This window comes from Acinetobacter sp. SM34 (genome assembly GCF_022012365.1).
Taxonomy (GTDB): domain Bacteria; phylum Pseudomonadota; class Gammaproteobacteria; order Pseudomonadales; family Moraxellaceae; genus Acinetobacter.
The window spans coordinates 96,401-112,342 of record NZ_JAKLTP010000001.1 but is presented as its reverse complement, the minus strand read 5'-3'; the positions used below and the strand labels follow the sequence as shown (position 1 = coordinate 112,342).

The following is a 15,942-nucleotide window of genomic DNA, read 5'->3' as shown; positions in this document are numbered from 1 at the left end:
TTTTGAGAGGGACTAAAGTCAATGGCTGCAAGTGTATGCTGCTCTCTCAAGCCATCGGCAGCTAGCTCCACTTTAATTTTTTCCCTGCGGGATCGCAACGAATTCAACAGAATTTAATGCTTCGCCTGGCCTTTTTAGTGCTTATTCTTTTATTGATAGACATGCTTAGCAACCTTGCTTGTGAGCTGACTATATGGATGAAAGCAACTTCAAGCGTGAGTTGTTAAACTTTTGCGCAAATTCTGAAAGATTTTTTTACATTTAATCGCAAGTAGCTTATCTGCAAAAATGCTGCTGAACCCCTGTTTTGTATATCACAAGTAAAAAACAGCCTGTTTATAAGCATCTATAGAAATATCTTCATACATTTTTTCTGCAATTTTTGCCGTGTTTCTTACATTACCTAAACACTCAACGCTTACTTGTATTTTTCAGGTTAACAGCTGTGTTTCAGTTTGTTGAATTGATTGCTCGCACAGCCCATCAACTTTAGCATGAGTGCTGTCCATATTTTGGTGATGAAAAATATGCGACCTATAACTTTTAAAAATAAAAAGGATGCCTGATATGAAACTCATTCAAATATTACTTGTTTCTACTTTTACCATCGCTGCTACCGGCACTTTTGCGGCAAAGGCAGAGAAACCCAAAAAAGAAGAAGAAAAAGTGGTTGTTTCGACCCAAGAACAACCTGCCACAGCCACTGAAAATACAGTGGCTAAACCAGCCTCAGCTCAACCTGCTGAAGAAACTGCGGCTGTAGAAACTGCAGCCGAAAAAACTTCTGCGGCCAAACCTGCTCAATAAAATTTTAAGCCTCGCAATCATTCACTCCACCTTGTTCACACTTGGAATGATTGCATCAAGCAAGCTGAATTATGTTAATAATTCAGCTTTTTTTATTTCTCAAAATTTTTGATCAATGATAGAAAAAAATGATTATTAATCTGTAAAACCCTATAGTTAAATACATATATAATTATTAATTATCAATAATTTAATAAATTATCGATTTTAAAGCTGTTTTCTTTTCATTCTACATCTCTACTATGGCATAGCTTGTTTGGTTGCTCTACTTCACCGTTAATAGCGTTATTGTGAATTGAATGGATATTCGCTGTGAACACAAGCAAAACGAATTACACGACTGAAGTGGCAATCTTGGGTGCAGGCCCGGTAGGTTTGACTATTGCAAACTATTTAAGCAAACAAGGCGTTCAGGTCACCGTCATCGAGCAGTTAGACAGCTTGATCGATTACCCGCGTGCAATTGGTATTGATGATGAATCTTTACGTACCATTCAATCACTGGGTCTGGTCAATCAAGTACTACCGCATACCACGCCAAATCATGCAATGCGTTTCTTGACCCCTAAAGGTCGCTGTTTCGCAGATATTCAGCCGCTGACACGTGAATTTGGTTTCTCACGTCGTAATGCCTTTATTCAGCCTCAGGTCGACAATGTTTTGCTGCAAGGTTTAAAACAATATGAAAAAACTGAAGTGCTTTTTTCACGTCAGCTGAATGAATTTAGTCAGGATGCCAATGGCGTAACGCTTAAGATTCAAGATAAAAACCAGAAAGAAGAAACTGTTCAAGCAAAATATTTAATTGCCTGTGATGGTGGTAACTCGATTGTACGTCGTACTTTAAACATTGCTTTTGATGGTAAAACTGCACCGAATCAATGGATCGTGATCGACATTGAAAATGATCCTCTAGCGACTCCACACATTTACTTGTGCTGTGACCCGGTGCGTCCATATGTTTCTGCTGCACTACCACATGGTATCCGCCGTTTCGAATTCATGGTGATGCCGGGTGAAACTCAGGAAGAACTGAGCAAACCGGAAAACATCGCCAAATTACTGTCTAAAGTATTACCGAATGCTGAAAATATCGAAGTGATTCGTCAGCGTGTTTATACCCACAACGCACGTATTGCCGATAAATTCCGTGTAGACCGCATTTTACTTGCCGGTGATGCGGCGCACATTATGCCAGTATGGCAAGGTCAGGGTTATAACAGCGGTATGCGTGATGCCTTTAACCTGGCCTGGAAAATGGCATTGGTTGTACAAGGTAAAGCGACTCCAGATTTATTAGACTCTTACCAGATTGAACGTAAAGATCATGCCAAAGCCATGATTGACCTTTCTGTGATGGCTGGCCACGTGCTTGCACCACCGAAAAAATGGCAAGGTTTCGTGCGTGACGGTATTGCCTATGCGTTGAATTACATCAAACCGATTAAACAGTATTTGCTTGAAATGCGCTTTAAACCGATGCCGAAATATAATGATGGTGCATTACTTGCAGACGGTAAAAAGGAATCTCCTGTCGGTAAAATGTTTATCCAGCCACAGGTGAAACTTGAATCTGGTGAAACTGTTCTGCTTGATGAAGTGATTGCGAATGACTTTGCCATTATTGCTTGGGGCGTCGATCCTCAATGGGGCATCTCGGATGCCACTATGCAAGTCTGGAAGAAATTAGGCGTCAAATTTATTCAGGTGATTCCCGAAGTTCAGTTTGGTAATGAAAACCGTAAGCAATTTGACGGCGTGATTACCATTGGCGATATTAGTACCGATATTCGCAGCTGGTTTGGTAAAACATCTGACTCGGTTGTTATTTTACGTCCTGACCGTTTTGTGGCAGCATTGGCCATTCCACAAACTTTAGACCACGTAAGCCAGCAGCTGTTCAAAAAGCTACACGTAAAATAATACAGATATAAAAATACATTCACTGAATCATATTCAGAGGCCTGACCACGCGAAAGCGTGGTCTTTTTTTATCTAAATTCTTTACCGATATAAATTGCATCTTCTTATCCAAATGGGCACGCAGAACGTATATAACTGGACACCCTCTTCCTTTTCTTTAAAAAAGAAAAAACCAATTACCCACGAATGAATAATTGGTTAGGTTTCTAATAACTAAAATTAACCAGTTTGGTGTTCCAGAGTACAATGATGGAACTAGACAAAATTAATCACAGAATCAATTTAATCGCTGAGGCCTTTCAATTTTTGGGCAACAAGATGAGTATGCTGCCTATCAACAGTGCTTAACCCCATATGCTCTGACTCAGCCCAAACTAAATACTCGAATATATCTTGTAATGGTTTTTTGTCTATCAGCATTTTATACAATGGCGCAACATAGCTATCATATTCATCAAATGCTTCTGGAAAATCTTGCACACCAATAGGATCCCATTCATTTAAAAGAATTACTGAAATCCTTTTGTATAAGGATTCAATAAGCTTTATATTTTCTTCCATTACAGATTTCCTTTCATAGTTATTACGACTCAACCTGTTTTGGAATCTACGATAACTCGAACATTATTCACAGGATCACAATCTCCTTTCCTCCCAGATCTGGTGAGATGAGAAGAGGTGTTCAAATAGTTTTTTGATTTTGCATAAATGAAAGAACAAAATAATATTAAGCATTTATTTTCTGAAACCACGGCACATCTTTCATAGAATCACGTTGGGCCAGCAGCTGAATAAACGGCTTGAACTCATCCAGATAAGGCAATATTTTGAATGAGATGGCAAAAACCAGCCAGTAACCCAGAAATAAATCTGCTGCTGAAATTTTCTCACCCAGCAAATATGGAGTTGCTTCTTGCATACCCTTTTTTAGCAATGCCAATACGCTTTCTTCATGACCAAAAGTCAGGCTCCGTTTTCTTTGTTCAATTTGCTCGTCCGATACTCCCAGTCCTTTTAAATCCATAAATTCAGTCAAAGGACCATGAGCAAAGAACATCCATTTCAGATAGGCACCACGCTTGGGATCATCCAATGCCGGAGCTAATCCCTTTTCCATATATTTATCGGCCAGATAAGCAAATACGGCTGCCACCTCCGACACCACAACACCCTGATCGACCAGACACGGTACTTTCCCCATCGGATTAATGCTCAAATATTCAGCTTGATGCATCTGTTCATACGGCACTTGAATCTGTTCAATCTGGTCTTCTATACCCAGCTCTTTCAGTAAAGGCAGCAGGGTCATGCCACGTGATTGTGCATTGTTGTACAGCTTGATCATTGTTGTTCGGCCTATATTCTTGTTTTAGATTTCGAGTATAGATCAATTTAATTAAGCGAGGGATAATTGTTATGGGACAGCATGGCCATGTGCAATGATGCTTCTCACTTAAAAAAAGCATCGTGCACTGTAAAAAATTTATTATTAAAAGAAACCCATATAAAACTGCTCTTTCAAGATTTTTAAAATCAGCTCAATCACTTCATTTTTTTGCCCTTTACGGTAACTGGCATACAGATCAATCATCGGTAAAGGTTCAATGGTGTTTTTCACGATAATTTTATCCCCCAATAGCGGGATCACATAAGCCGGTACCAGGCTCCAACCCACCCCCATGCCAACCAGATTGACATTTAACAGAATGTTGGTCGAATGCTGGACAATGTTGACGTCCAGTTTAGATTGCTTAAAGAAATCGGTAATAATTTTGTGCAACTGCGGTGAGGCATCCTCATCACTAATGACAAAATCCTGATGATTAAAACTCTTGATACTAATATGACGCTGCTCGGCAATCGGTGAATCCTTAGGCACAATTAAAGCCAGCGGTTCACTAAAAATTTGCACGTGTTCCAGTTCGTTCGATTCATCGATATAGCGGGTAAAGGCAATATCAATATCACCTTTTTTTAGGGCTTTAAACTGGTGAGCGTCAGTCAGACTATGAAAGTTAATTTTAATGTCAGGGAAATGTGCTCGAATATTCGGCATGATATAAGGGAAAATTTTCATTTCCGCTACAGGCACAAAGCCAATATTCAACTGGTCTTTACTCAAGTTGGCAATTTTCCGCGCATCCTGAATCGCCTTTTCAGCATGTTCCAGACTTAACAAGGCTTCTTTTAAAAAGGCTTTGCCTTCTTCTGTCAGTTCAACCTTCCGGTTCGATCGCACCAGCAATTGCACCCCGACTTCTTGTTCAAGGTCTTTAATTTGCTGGCTTAAAGAAGGCTGCACCGTACACATGCGCTGTGCCGCCTTGGTAAAATTCAGTTCTTGTGCAACTGCAACAAAATAGCGTAAATGACGTAATTCCACGTACCGTACCTCTTTATTTAAGTTGCTTGAGTGATGCCGAAACTGTGTATTTATAAACAAATAAAGTCAGCACAGTAATTACAGCACAAAATAAATAACTCAGCTGATAACCATAATAGGCAATCATCAAGCCTAAAATGACTGAACCGATTGCCATACCCAAATCAAACAGGGTGAAGAAGGTGGAAATGGCATGTCCCATACGCTGTTTGGCGACAGACTGGATGGCAATGGTTTGAAAACATGGAAAGAGTGAGCCATAGCCAATGCCAATAAATATAGCAGATAACCAGAGCAGCCATTGATTGGAGATCAGACTGACCACGACCAGGCCTATAGCAAAGAAAATAAAGGAAGGATAAATGACAGCACTGGCACCCTTGCGATCATAAATTTTGCCCACCCACGGTCGTACCACAATCATAGAAATGGCAAAGACAATAAAAAACAGGCTGGTATACGCAAGCAGATCTTTAGATTCACTATAAGCAGCAATGAAACTCATAATGCTGGAATAGGCAAATGCGGTCAGCAATGCGACAAAGCCGATCGGTAAGGTACGTGTTTCAATAATGTCATGAAAGCCCAGCCTTGGCTTTTCCGTATGCGCATTGAGATGAGTGATCTTGTTTTCCTGAACCGGAATCATTAAACAGAAGATAAAACCCAGACTGATCACTGCGGTTAACAGTGCAAATAACATTATAAAATCAGTAAATTGCAGTACAGTTAAGGCAATTAAAGGCCCAAATACCACGGCAAGATTGGTCGACATGACAAAATAGCCCATGCCCTCGCCCTTGCGATGATCGGGAATAAAATCATTGGCTATGGGTACGGTCACCGTGGTTAATATGCTAAACCAGATGCCATGAATAAAACGTATCAGCAATAAGGCCCACATGCTGTCGGCAAATAGATAGCTAAAAGCAAAAAGAACAAATAGCAATTCTGAACCGCGAAAGGCTATTTTTTTACCTAATTTTTCTACAATCAGTCCGGAAAATGGCCGAACTGCAATGGAAGACACCAGAAACAAGGTCAGTGCCAAACCGGCTTCTTTCACTGTTCCGCCTAAATCCTTCATGATATAAATCGGCAGAATAGTCAGTAAGGCATAATAATAGGTAAATAAAAACAGGTTATTGCATAGACACAATATAAAAGAGCGATTCCATAGACGCCCTGTGTTTGTCGCAGACATAATGACCCACTTAACGGTAGCCTAGTGCTACTTTTGAACCAGAACAGGTTGCATCACCAAACTCACAAGATTGTGTATGTAAGTTTCATCTGGCATGCAATTAAAGAAAATAATCTGATAATGAATCGGCCCATACAGCGTATCCAGCATCAGTTCAAAGGGATAATCGGCAATAATTTCGTTACGCTCTATGGCAAGTTGAATCAGCTTGCGTGTTTGCTCACGACGCGGTAATAAATACAGCCTGAAGAATTCACCGGCTGCTTCACGATGCTCGGCCATTACCACCAATAAAGCTCGCCCTAATGGATGATTTAGCGCGAGTGACAATTTTAACAGCTGCTGGTTCAGATTAACTTCCAGGCTCTGCTCGAAGTTCAGATCAAAGACCGAAGCGGTGTGCTCTTTAAAGGCATCAAAAACCAGATCAGATTTATGCTTCCACCAGCGATAAATGGTCGACTTTCCTACCCCTGCCCGTGCAGCAATATCTTCGACGGTTAAATGACTGTAATCCTCATCTTCCAATGCGGCAGTCACTGCCTGCAAAATACATTGCTTGCGACGCGAAGTTTTTTCTAGTTCAGTCATCAACCACCAAAACGAAACGATACGTATCGTTTTATATTAGGATAATTTTTGCTTGCTGTATAGCTCCAATCTTCCCGTTAAAATCAAAAAAGACCGCTTAAAAGCAGTCTTTTCTAGATCAATGTTTCAAACTCGCCTTATTCGGCCATTAGCATTGTGAGGTTTTTTTATAAATACTGCATGAAGGATGATGGCTTTCTTGCAATCGTGCCACTTTGCGATGTTCAGCAGCCTCAAAACGGCAACGTTTCCAGTCATTGTCCAGATTTAATGCAGGAATCTGTTTCGGTTTACCATTTTCATCCACGGCCACCATGGTGAAATAGCAGCTATTGGTATGACGTACGGTACGCTTTTGGATGTTCTGTGCTTCTACGCGAATCCCGATTTCCATAGAAGTACGACCCACATGGTTGACACTGGCAAGGAAAGTCACGAGTTCACCAACATGAATCGGTTCTTTGAAATTGACTTTATCGACCGACAAGGTCACGACATAACTGCCTGAATAACGGCTAGCACATGCATATGCGACTTGGTCCAGTAATTTTAGAATTGTTCCGCCATGCACATTTCCTGAAAAGTTTGCCATATCAGGAGTCATTAAGACTGTCATGGTTAATTCAGACTGGTCATCTAATGCTGGAGCAATTTGATCTAATGGGGACATCGCGTTCTCTAGACTCATTTACAGACAATAGTATAAGCAAGGATTATAGCGTTTTTCTGCGTAATAAAATGTGGAAATTGGCAATAAAACCATCATTATTATTTATAGTGATTTTGGTATCATTCAAGAAAATATATATCAAATTTATCAACTCACTGACGCATAAGCATTTTTCTTATAGACTGATTTTAATAGAATATTTGTTCTAAAAATTAGATTACAAAAAAATATGGCTATGTTTTTTAAAACATTTGTTTAGGTCATCACCCAACCAAGACTGGGTAAAACAAAATATTAAATACATGGGTGCGAAAGTGCGAAGCTTTAACCTGTTTCATCCTGCAAATAAATTGCCTAATTAAAATTAGATTAAGCTGTTATCTCACGCAGCATTTCTTTAGAAATATTGCCGTAACTTAGTACATTCTGCTGGTCTAGCTGGGTTTCAACACTATAGGTACCATCGGTATTTTCTGCAATGACGGTAAATACCAGATGTCCCATACTTGCCATTTTGACTTTTTGGCCGATTAAAAATTTTTCTATTTTCATACTACTGCTATTCATTTAACCATCCTTACAGAAATATGCTTTCATCACCATTTCAATAAAACCAGTTTAGTGAATTTTGATCCACTGGTAAACTTAAATCATTGAACAAAAACATATTAATATAAAAATTGTATAGTATAAAAGCTTTCATCACTTAGTTTATTTTATTGAGAAATATCAATTAATTAGTTTCTATTTACAGTACCACCCTATTATTTTTGATCAATTATTAATCAAAACCAAAATTTAAATCAACTAAAAATAACAGCATCGCAATGATGAATCTAAGCCTGGGCTCTATTCGATTTCATCATTGAAGTTTATTAAATGGCTAATCCTGTGCGCTTAATTGCTGAACGGTATGACCGAATGGATAATGTTTCTGTTTCAATAAGGCTGTAATGGGATTTAATTGATTTTGCGCTGCATCTGCACCGGCTTGCATGGTCATTGCACGGCCTTTTACATCAAATATATGGCCTTTTTCCCTTAAATCCGGCTGAATCACGATATCTGCATGCTTGAGCTCTTCTTCAGCTAAACGACTCTGCATAATATTAATATTTTGATTGAACATTCCCCAAACATTACTGGTTTCGGTATGCATCGGTTGTGCCAGAATATCCACGGCAATCACAATATCCGCACCCAAATCACGTGCCACGCCTACAGGTACAGGACTCACCAAACCGCCATCTACATATTCATCCGCCCCAATTTTGGTTGGAATAAACATGCTTGGAATAGACACCGAAGCGCGTACCGCCTGTCCGGTATTACCATAGTTAAAGACGACTTTTTTGCCTTCTTTTAATTCCGTTGCGACCACGTACATGGGGATTTTTAGCGATTCCAATGGCGTATTATTGACTTGCTGATTGACATAATTTTCAACTTTTTGACCGTCAAAAAAGCCTTTCATATCTAGCTTTACATCACGAACATCATTGGCTTTCATGTTTAAAGCAATATCGCGGAGTTCTTCTGCTGTTTTACCACTGGCATAAATGGAACCCACAATACTGCCTGCGCTGGTTCCTACAATCAAATCAGGGTGTATACCTTGCTGCTCCAGCACCTGAATCACCCCAATATGGGCATAGCCCCGAGCACCACCACTACCCAGCACCAAGGCCACAATAGGACGGTTTTCCTGCTGTTTGAGTTTTTTAAAATTAATACGGTCTGCCCGGACTTGAGCATCTACAGTTGGTGGTTCAGATAGTCCAGTTGAACCAACAGTAAGCTTAGGTTGAGACACCGTTTGGCATCCACCCAGACCCAGTACTGCCAAAACAATAAAACTAAATTTGATGTTGCTCATGAACCACCTAAAGATAAATAAAGCTGTTCGTAAAAAGGCGTATAGTTTAAGAATGATCTATTTGTGAAACTGTAGTATTTCGTAAAGTTCCCATTACAAAAATATCAGCCTTTAAAAACATCATTGATACATTTGCCCTATCATAATTATATTATCTCATTTTTTGACCAATTTTTGTTTATCGAAAAAACGCTTATTACATGGTATTGATTAGATTGCTTTAACATTAATTGGAGATTAAAAATAATTTTTCAAATAAAAAAGAGGCGAATCAATCGCCTCTTTTTTAAATTTCCAGTTTTGAATTAGAAATTATATTTAGCCATTAAACCTACACGGTTATCTTTATATGATTCGCCAGCAAATGTGTCGCGCTTACCGTTAATATATTCCACACCTAGATCAATTGGTGCAACTGGTGAATAAATAACGTTGATCCATGCCTGTTGCACTTTTTCATTCGCTGTCGTATTGAGTCGGGCATAGTCAGTACCATCATCAGCAAACTGTGCGCCATAAGCCAGTGTTGAACGCAAGTTAGGTAAAATCTTATAAGTTGCACCGACTTGAACTGCATTAAATTCATTCTGCTCAATACTGTTATTTGCCGCATCTACAATATAAGCTGAATTGCTGCCATATAAATAGTTACTGTTACCCACCACATGCGAAACATCAGCAGACACTTTTAATGGATTGGTGACTTGATAATTTACACCTGCAGCTACACCCCAACCAGTTTTGTCATCATCAGCTGCTGTTGATTTATAATTTTCAACCAAAGCACGTGCAGATACTGAACCTTTACCATCTGCAAAACCTTGGGTTAACTTAGCAGTAAGCGTTGGTAAGCGGTATGTCACATCAGCTGCAGTACCGGCAAGTTTGTCAGCAGCCGCTGTACCTGCCAAAGTTGCAAGGCTATTACCTTTTTCTGCAGAAACAAACAACTGAGTTTGTGGTGCAAGTTTGAAGTTATAACGAACTTGAGGAATACGCGTTATACCGCCACCAATGTTGGTAGTAGCATCAATCATTTCAGGAGCATGATTGGACAAGAAGTTCGAAGTAGTTTGACCGAATAGCCAGTCATTATAAGTTAAATAAGCATGGCGAATACGGAAAGCTTCATTAGAGCCGGCAAAGTCAGTTTCAACTTTACCACCAACTTTCGCATCACCAACGTTCGTATTAAAATCTAAACCAAGACGTGTGATTTTAGCAGTGGCACGAAGTTTATCTTTAGTTTTGCCCTCAGATTTATGTGCAGAGTTAAAGTCATCATCTGCGCCTTCAATAATATAGTTGGCATCGCCACGGACAAAACCGTATAGGTTTACATTTGCACCGGCTTTGGTTTTAAAGCCTGTTGCAGGTGCTTCAGGTTTTGCCGCTGCAGCAAGTTGTACTGGCTGTGCTTTGACTTGCTCAATTTGAGTTTGTTGCTGTTGTTGAACTTGCTGTTGTTGTTGGATTAAAGATTTTAATGCTTCTACTTCTTTACGTAAGTCCTGAATCTGTTTTTGTTCAGCTGTGCCTGCATATGTAGTGCTTGCCATTACCGCTGTAACTGCTAATGCTAAACCTTTAGCGATAAATTTACCGTTACGTAATTGACTCATTCTTAAAATCTCCGATTTGTTAAATATTCGCATCCATGCATTCTTTGATTTTTCAAAACCCAATAAATCTATGAAAAAAAACCCTTCAAAAAATTAACAAGCTTAAAAAATCATTGCATTTTCAGCTTATGAGGCAGTAAAAAATTTAAAATATTATAAAATTGCAACATGTAAAAACTTACACGTCATGGCAAATCTAGCAATTTTTATGCTTTATTAAAATCAGTTTTCTCGAACGACGATTAAAAAACAATCTTATTTATAAATGACAATTTTAAAATTAATACTATATTCAATTACTTATATAAAAATCATATAAGTTTTATCCCATCCCCATTCGACTAATGTATAAAGTAAAATCCTGCTTAAAGACTCATTTCAAAAGGATTTTTTATGCACTTGTAACAGGTTCAGCACGTTGATCATGCCATTAGCTCTCTTCATTCATTAGGTGTTTTTTAAATAAAGCGGTTGATATGCAAATCATGAGGGATATTTTGACTGTAGTGAGCCGGGCACCTTCAGGAAGCAATACTCAGCCTTGGAAAGGCTATGTGATTATGGGCAAGAAATATGATGAAACGCTGCGGCGTGGTTTGCAAAGCCCAAACTGAACTTATACAACAACCCGAACTGGGTCAGCAGTATCAAAAAACATTGCCATGATGATTCAAAATGTGATGATCACTGCCAAGGCGCGTGATCTGGATACCTGTCCACAAGCAGCATGCAACCATTTTCATTCCATCGTACTGGATGTGCTGAATGCTCCTGAAAATGAAGAACTGGTTTGTACCCTTGCACTCGATTATGCCGATCCTGATGATATTGTGAATACTTTTATTACACCGCGTATTGCGGTTGATGAATTCACGGTTTTTATGGATCAATAAACCGTTTTAAAGAAAAAGAGACAATCATGGTCAATGCTGTCCCATAATTTGAATTTTATTTTAGTATTGAATCAGCATAATGATTTTTTATCTTTAGGTATTTGATATTTATATTTTTCACAGCCTTGTCTTTTCTTTAGAGGTTTAAATGGCTTTGTGTAGGCTAAACCCTACTGTTGACAGACCAAAATGAGAACTCAAAATATATTTTGAGTTCGCAAGAAAAGTCTTTATTCCCCATACACGACCTGAGCCAGTTTTAAGCACTGCTTTAAAACGCAGCGCAAGGAATGGGGAATGTGTGGGGCATCCCTGCCACACTCGCGAATCTGACACATGGACTTCAACTATGGGACAGCAGTGCCTTATAGGTCTCTTTTTAGTTCATTCATCTTTATGAAGATTCATACTGTGCCTGATTTAAACTGAGTTTCATAATCGTAAGCAGGGTAATCGCAACAAAGATCAACATGACAATGCTCATATTCAGCAGCGAGCTCCAGATCAGGAAATTTAACAGGATTCCACCGAGCAAGCCACAAGCAAACTGCATGCTTCCCATAATTGCACTGGCGGTTCCCGCGCGTGCGCCCTGCTCCGACATGGCCAGGGCCATCGCATTGGGGCCGGTAAAACCAATACCTGAAACCGCCAAAAACATGCCTATAAAGACTAGCCATAATGGACTAGTCGCCATTAACCCCGAGACCAATAAAATAGTGGCACCGATCAGCTGCAATATACCGCCCATTTTCAACCGATGCATTACAGAAAAATGCTGCGCCAACCGTTTGTTTAAAGTGGACAGCAGCATAATACCAAAGGCATTCAGCCCAAAGGCATAGCCAAATTGCTGCTGGGTTAAGCCATAATCATCCATCAGCACGGCAGCTGATGAACTGATATAGCAGAATAAAACCCCACCTGAAAAACATCCTGCCAACATCGGCCATCTGAAACTCTGGTCTCTAAAAATAGTGATATATAAGCGCAAGACCTGGCCAATATTTAACTTTAAACGGCGTTCATGCGGCAAACTTTCCTTAAAGAAAAAGTGTACACACAGCAAACAGACCAGCCCCACCACAGCCAAAATGACAAACACCGCCTGCCAGGAAAAGAACTTTAATATCATCGCACCCAAGCTCGGCGCAATAATAGGCGCAATCCCCATCACAATCATCATGCTGGCAAAGGCCTGCGCTGAAGCTTGCATATCCAGACGGTCACGAATGGCAGCCCGGGCAATGACCACACCCACACAGCCACCAACCGCCTGTACAATACGCGCTGCAATCAGGCTCCACTCATTGCTGACAAAAACACACAACAGGCTGGCCAGCACATACAGCGTTAAACCCAGATACAACGGTGCTTTACGTCCAATTCGGTCACTCAGCGGGCCATAAATCAGCTGCCCTAAAGCCAGTCCCAGAAAATAAGCAGGTAAAGTATTGGCTACCATTTGCGTACTTACCTCAAAATCCTGTGCCATTTGTGGCAAGGCCGGCAAGTACATATCAATAGAAAGCGGACCCAAAGAGGTCAGCAAGGCCAGCAGCATAATCCAGGCCGTGGAATATGCTTGTGTTGATTGTTGTGCAGACATATTGATATTTAATTTTTAAATATAGGCTTTGCAGACAAGCTTACACTGTACATAGTATTATTTCCCAGTCATGAGAGTGAAAAATCACATAATTTCACTGCATGCTGCATAAATCATTTGTGGATTAGGACATAACTTGAAATCTTGGCTGACGCGTCTTAAACAAGCGACTTATAACACGACATTTATGTATAACCTGCGCATGATTATTGCATTCGCGGGTACTGCCTTTGTGCCTTATTTTATGGGACAGCAACTTATCACCATCCCCCTGACCCTAGGTGTAGTCGCTGCCGGTTTAAGTGATATCGATGACCGCTTTTCGGTGCGGATCATGAACCTGATTTATACCTATATCGGCTTCTTTATTACCGCTGTCTCGATTTATTTTTTATTTCCTCATCCCATTTTATTTGCCATTGGGCTAATCGTGTCATGCATCGGCTGGATTTTACTGGGTTCACTCGGTCGTCGCTACGCCACCATTTCTTATGGCTGTCTGGTCATTTCCGTCTATTCAATGCTCGGTGTTGGACTGTTTGATCATTGGTATACTCAAGCTGGACTCCTGGTGATTGGTGCAATGTGGTATGGCCTGCTTTCCACCATCAGTTTTCTGTTATTTCCAGTTCGCCAGGTTCAGGACAAATTATCTCAGTGCTACTCATCACTCGGTGATTTTCTGTTTGCCAAATCCAACCTGTTTGATGTCGACATGACTCCAGACAGTTATCAACAAAGCATGATTGAGCTGTCTTTGGAAAATGGCAAGCTGGTCGGCATTTTCAATGAGATGAAAACTGCGTTACTGACCCGTTTAAAAGGTGACCGGGGGCAAAAAGATACCCGTCGCAGCCTGCAATATTATTTTGTGGCACAGGATATTCATGAACGTGCCGATTCAGCGCATATTGATTATCAAAAGCTGGTCAAGATTTTTGAACATAGTGATATTTTGTTTCGCTTTCAACGGATTCTCTCTATTCAGGCCAAGGCCTGCAAAGATTTAAGCCAGAGCATTTTGCAGCGTGAAACCTATCAGCATAACAAACGCTTTAAACATGCTTTTGCCAATTTAAAGCTGTCTTTGGAAAAACTTCGTGCCGAGCAGCAATATGATCAGGTCTGGGTCAATGCACTGTTTTCGCTGTATCAAAATTTAAAGTCAATTGATGCCCAACTGCGTAATGTAGAAACTGAACGGCATATCAAGTTCGATAAAAGCAAACATATTGAAAACCAGCTGAAAGATGATGATTTAAAAGGCTGGGATGATATTGTCATCCGGATCAAGCAGCATTTAACGCCAGAGTCGGTGCTGTTTAGACACGCAATTCGTGTCTCTATTGTCCTGTTTATTGGTTATATTTTTGTCCAGATTACCCAGATTCAATATGGCTACTGGATTTTACTGACTGCTCTCTTTGTCAGCCAGCCTAACTTTAACGCCACCAAACGCCGTTTACGTCTGCGTATCGTTGGTACCTTGGTCGGTATTATTCTGGGTTATGCCATTTTGTATTTTATTCCATCAATCGAAGGACAATTATTACTGCTGATTTTAAGTGGGGTACTGTTCTTTGAATTACGCAGTAAACAATATGCCCAAGCCACTGCCTTTATCACTATTTTGGCGTTAATTAATTTTAACCTCGATGGAATAGGTTTTGCCGCAGCCCTACCCCGCATGATTGATACCCTGATTGGCTGTGCCTTGGCCTGGTTTGGGGTGAGCTTTATTTTCCCGGACTGGAAATTCCGTCGTTTGCCCCGCACGATCCGACGTTCACTCACCACTCAATGTGAATATTTAGCCGAAGTCATTGAACAGTACAAAAGCGGACGCAATAACGGCTTGAAATATCGTGTAGTGCGTCGTGCTGCCCATAATAACGATGCAGATGTTGCCTCACTCATTTCAACCTTAGCCACAGAACCGGATTTTGATCCGGTACAAAAAAGCTTGGCTTTTGAATTCCTGTGTCTGAATCATACCCTGCTCAGTTATATTGCCGCACTGGGCGCACATCGCGAGAAGATTGAAGATCAGGAAGTTTTGCAACTATTAGACAAAGCTTTAGATGATATTCGCGGTGCGCTATTAAACGATGAAGTCCCTGACCTCAGCGCACAGAATATGCTGAATACCATTCGTCAGCGCTTAAGCCAAAATAATGAAGATGATCATAAATCGCTGATCGTTTTGCAGCAATTATCGTTGATGCTCAGCATTCTGAGTCAACTCAGTCGTTTAAAGCAAAGTTTAAGCCATGACCGTGATGAAAAGGCCACCGAATTAGGCTCATTATAAATAGGATGATTTTGGAACAATATACTCACTGAATTGGTATAAATAATGCTAAA

At 40.2% G+C, this 15,942-nt stretch carries 13 protein-coding genes and 1 pseudogene; 4 read left to right on the top strand and 10 right to left on the bottom strand.

The window, feature by feature from the left end; all coding sequences use genetic code 11:
- The first annotated feature begins 567 nt into the window (after positions 1–567).
- Both LZZ98_RS00520 and LZZ98_RS00515 read left to right on the top strand, forming a co-directional pair.
- Entirely contained in the window at positions 568–807 is a 240-nt protein-coding gene (locus LZZ98_RS00520) for a hypothetical protein (protein ID WP_237786198.1), read from the top strand.
- A 312-nt stretch (positions 808–1,119) separates the two neighbouring features.
- Positions 1,120–2,730 (top strand): bifunctional 3-(3-hydroxy-phenyl)propionate/3-hydroxycinnamic acid hydroxylase, encoded by a 1,611-nt coding sequence (locus tag LZZ98_RS00515; RefSeq protein WP_237786197.1) that lies wholly within the window; start codon positions 1,120–1,122, stop codon positions 2,728–2,730.
- A 282-nt stretch (positions 2,731–3,012) separates the two neighbouring features.
- On the opposite strand, the gene LZZ98_RS00510 is transcribed toward LZZ98_RS00515, so the two are convergent.
- The 9 genes from LZZ98_RS00510 to LZZ98_RS00470 form a co-directional block, all read right to left on the bottom strand.
- Positions 3,013–3,291: a hypothetical protein gene (locus LZZ98_RS00510; protein ID WP_237786196.1), complete on the bottom strand. Its 279-nt coding sequence runs from the start codon at positions 3,289–3,291 to the stop codon at positions 3,013–3,015.
- Between the two features lie 166 nt (positions 3,292–3,457).
- On the bottom strand, positions 3,458–4,075 hold the full coding sequence (locus tag LZZ98_RS00505; RefSeq protein WP_237786195.1) for a glutathione S-transferase family protein: 618 nt from the start codon (positions 4,073–4,075) through the stop codon (positions 3,458–3,460).
- 144 nt (positions 4,076–4,219) lie between these two features.
- Positions 4,220–5,113 (bottom strand): LysR substrate-binding domain-containing protein, encoded by an 894-nt coding sequence (locus tag LZZ98_RS00500; protein WP_237786194.1) that lies wholly within the window; start codon positions 5,111–5,113, stop codon positions 4,220–4,222.
- Between the two features lie 13 nt (positions 5,114–5,126).
- Complete coding sequence (locus LZZ98_RS00495; RefSeq protein WP_237786193.1) at positions 5,127–6,317, bottom strand: MFS transporter; 1,191 nt, start codon at positions 6,315–6,317, stop codon at positions 5,127–5,129.
- A gap of 27 nt (positions 6,318–6,344) precedes the next feature.
- Positions 6,345–6,908, bottom strand: a complete 564-nt coding sequence (locus LZZ98_RS00490; RefSeq protein WP_237786192.1) for a TetR/AcrR family transcriptional regulator — start codon at positions 6,906–6,908, stop codon at positions 6,345–6,347.
- A gap of 148 nt (positions 6,909–7,056) precedes the next feature.
- Entirely contained in the window at positions 7,057–7,578 is a 522-nt protein-coding gene (locus LZZ98_RS00485) for an acyl-CoA thioesterase (protein ID WP_086199282.1), read from the bottom strand.
- A 369-nt stretch (positions 7,579–7,947) separates the two neighbouring features.
- Complete coding sequence (locus tag LZZ98_RS00480; protein ID WP_237786191.1) at positions 7,948–8,145, bottom strand: hypothetical protein; 198 nt, start codon at positions 8,143–8,145, stop codon at positions 7,948–7,950.
- A 316-nt stretch (positions 8,146–8,461) separates the two neighbouring features.
- Positions 8,462–9,454, bottom strand: a complete 993-nt coding sequence (locus LZZ98_RS00475; RefSeq protein ID WP_237786190.1) for a patatin-like phospholipase family protein — start codon at positions 9,452–9,454, stop codon at positions 8,462–8,464.
- A gap of 305 nt (positions 9,455–9,759) precedes the next feature.
- Positions 9,760–11,076, bottom strand: coding sequence for a DcaP family trimeric outer membrane transporter (locus LZZ98_RS00470; RefSeq protein WP_237786189.1), 1,317 nt, complete (start codon positions 11,074–11,076; stop codon positions 9,760–9,762).
- A gap of 429 nt (positions 11,077–11,505) precedes the next feature.
- Here LZZ98_RS00470 and LZZ98_RS00465 point away from each other — a divergent pair.
- Positions 11,506–11,969: pseudogene (locus LZZ98_RS00465) on the top strand (nitroreductase).
- 394 nt (positions 11,970–12,363) lie between these two features.
- Here the strand turns inward: LZZ98_RS00465 and LZZ98_RS00460 are convergent.
- Entirely contained in the window at positions 12,364–13,578 is a 1,215-nt protein-coding gene (locus LZZ98_RS00460; RefSeq protein WP_237786188.1) for a multidrug effflux MFS transporter, read from the bottom strand.
- 136 nt (positions 13,579–13,714) lie between these two features.
- Between LZZ98_RS00460 and yccS the strand changes: the two genes are divergently transcribed.
- A complete protein-coding gene (gene yccS / locus LZZ98_RS00455; protein WP_237786187.1) occupies positions 13,715–15,889 on the top strand; it encodes a YccS family putative transporter in 2,175 nt (724 codons plus the stop codon).
- Positions 15,890–15,942 lie beyond the last annotated feature (53 nt).

What these genes read in the sequence shown, in the direction of transcription:
- LZZ98_RS00475 (WP_237786190.1), bottom strand. Translation starts at nt 9,454, where the DNA reads ATGAGCAACATCAAATTTAGTTTTATTGTTTTGGCAGTACTGGGTCTG.
- LZZ98_RS00505 (WP_237786195.1), bottom strand. Translation starts at nt 4,075, where the DNA reads ATGATCAAGCTGTACAACAATGCACAATCACGTGGCATGACCCTGCTG.
- LZZ98_RS00520 (WP_237786198.1), top strand. Translation starts at nt 568, where the DNA reads ATGAAACTCATTCAAATATTACTTGTTTCTACTTTTACCATCGCTGCT.
- LZZ98_RS00470 (WP_237786189.1), bottom strand. Translation starts at nt 11,076, where the DNA reads ATGAGTCAATTACGTAACGGTAAATTTATCGCTAAAGGTTTAGCATTA.
- LZZ98_RS00485 (WP_086199282.1), bottom strand. Translation starts at nt 7,578, where the DNA reads ATGTCCCCATTAGATCAAATTGCTCCAGCATTAGATGACCAGTCTGAA.
- LZZ98_RS00495 (WP_237786193.1), bottom strand. Translation starts at nt 6,317, where the DNA reads ATGTCTGCGACAAACACAGGGCGTCTATGGAATCGCTCTTTTATATTG.
- LZZ98_RS00460 (WP_237786188.1), bottom strand. Translation starts at nt 13,578, where the DNA reads ATGTCTGCACAACAATCAACACAAGCATATTCCACGGCCTGGATTATG.
- LZZ98_RS00510 (WP_237786196.1), bottom strand. Translation starts at nt 3,291, where the DNA reads ATGGAAGAAAATATAAAGCTTATTGAATCCTTATACAAAAGGATTTCA.
- LZZ98_RS00490 (WP_237786192.1), bottom strand. Translation starts at nt 6,908, where the DNA reads ATGACTGAACTAGAAAAAACTTCGCGTCGCAAGCAATGTATTTTGCAG.
- LZZ98_RS00480 (WP_237786191.1), bottom strand. Translation starts at nt 8,145, where the DNA reads ATGAATAGCAGTAGTATGAAAATAGAAAAATTTTTAATCGGCCAAAAA.